This window comes from Thermococcus sp. (assembly GCF_027063845.1).
Classification (GTDB): domain Archaea; phylum Methanobacteriota_B; class Thermococci; order Thermococcales; family Thermococcaceae; genus Thermococcus.
On the sequence record NZ_JAMOQU010000024.1, the window covers coordinates 1 to 1,569 of the forward strand.

Annotated in this window: 3 protein-coding genes; 1 reads left to right on the forward strand and 2 read right to left on the reverse strand. The window is 56.5% G+C overall.

The genetic code is table 11. The annotated features are described in order from the left end of the window. The coding region (locus tag MVO87_RS02195; RefSeq protein WP_297552038.1) for a DUF373 family protein at nucleotides 1-642 on the reverse strand (642 nt) is incomplete at its 3' end. Further along, nucleotides 642-947, reverse strand: a complete 306-nt coding sequence (locus MVO87_RS02200; protein WP_297552042.1) for an MTH1187 family thiamine-binding protein — start codon at nucleotides 945-947, stop codon at nucleotides 642-644. The genes MVO87_RS02200 and MVO87_RS02195, both read right to left, overlap by 1 nt. Before the next feature lie 92 nt (nucleotides 948-1,039). On the opposite strand from MVO87_RS02200, the gene MVO87_RS02205 reads away from it, so the two are divergent. Next, nucleotides 1,040-1,569: TIGR00296 family protein (locus MVO87_RS02205; protein WP_297552040.1), on the forward strand; the 530-nt coding region annotated here is incomplete at its 3' end.

Genomic DNA, 1,569 nt, shown 5'->3' on the forward strand with positions numbered 1-1,569 from the left:
GTTGAAGCCCTTGGTGAAGAATATCCCACCGATTATGAGAAGGACAGTCCCCCAAATCACCGTTGAAACTATCTTCTCGCTCTCAGGATACCACACGCCGACGAGCTTGGCTATCCCGTAGAGTAAGGCCATCAGACCCGGAATGCCGAAGACGACGCGCGCGACCTCTGGGTCGCTCAGGATTTCCCTCATGTACTTGACAATGATATACCAGGTCGTCTCAATGCTCGGACTCTGCTTGACGACGACGCGGTGGGAGGTTATGATTGGGACCTTTGAGGCGATAATCGGAAAAATCTGCTCGTCCTCGGCCCCGTCGGTAACGGGGATAACTCCATCGGCCGGAAAGACCTTGAGAACTTCCTCAAGCTGTCTCGCAAGCTCCATATCACTCTTTAGCCCAACTTTCGGGTGGCCGGTTATTATCGCGACCTCAACCTCGTCGAATTCACCCTTCTCCTCGAGCTCGTCCCTCAGCTTAACGGCCGCGTAAACGACGTTCGCGTCGCTGTCCTCCGGGTCGGCGAGACTGAGCTTTAAGGCGGCGTCTATACAGGCCTCTCGCCCTATGACAGGACCCTTAACGCCCGCCTTCTTGCCGAAGTCGTCATCGCGGTCAATCGCCAGAACGAGAACCCTCATCACCGCACCTCTCCAACCTTTTCGAGGACGGATTTGACCTTGTCCTCCATGTGCCTCTCCCTGTCGCGCTTGTCGTCAATCCTTATCGTTGTGGAAACCCTCTCCGCGCCGAGATTGAACATAAGCTCGTGGGCCTCCTCGATTATATCGAAGGCCTCCCTAACGGTCTTTGTCTCGATGATGGTGGCCATCGGCGTCAACTGATATTTAACGCCCTTCCTCTCTAAAAGCTTTATCACCTCGGCAACGTACCTGCTCAGGCTCTTTTCCCCGAGGGGGACGATTACGAACTCAACGATGACCACCTTCGACACCCGCTTTAATCTTTCTCGGCAGTAATTTAAGGGTTGCGATAGGTTAATAAACTAACGAGAGGTAATTTTAAGGGGGTGAGAGGGTGTACAGGATTAAGGACGAGTGGGGTGAGTTCCTCGTCAGGCTCGCGAGGAAAGCCATCGAAGAGTACGTGAGGAACGGAAGAGTAATCGAACCTCCAGAGGACACACCGCCGGAGCTCTGGGAGAAGATGGGAGTCTTCGTGACCCTCAACCGCCACAACGTCCCGCCACAGATGGCGCTCCGCGGGTGCATAGGCTTTCCCCTGCCGATTTACCCGCTGGTCGAGGCGACGATTAAAGCGGCAATCCACGCGGCCGTAGAAGACCCGCGCTTCCCGCCCGTTAGACCGGAGGAGCTCGACGAGCTCACAGTTGAGGTCAGCGTCCTAACCCCACCTGAACCGGTAGAGGGCCCGCCCGAGGAGAGGCCGAAGAAGATAAGGGTCGGCAGGGACGGGCTGATAGTCGAGAAGGGCATCTACTCGGGCTTACTGCTTCCGCAGGTGCCGATAGAGTGGGGTTGGGACGAGGAGGAGTTCTTAGCTCAGACCTGCTGGAAGGCGGGCCTACCGCCCGACTGCTGGCTCGA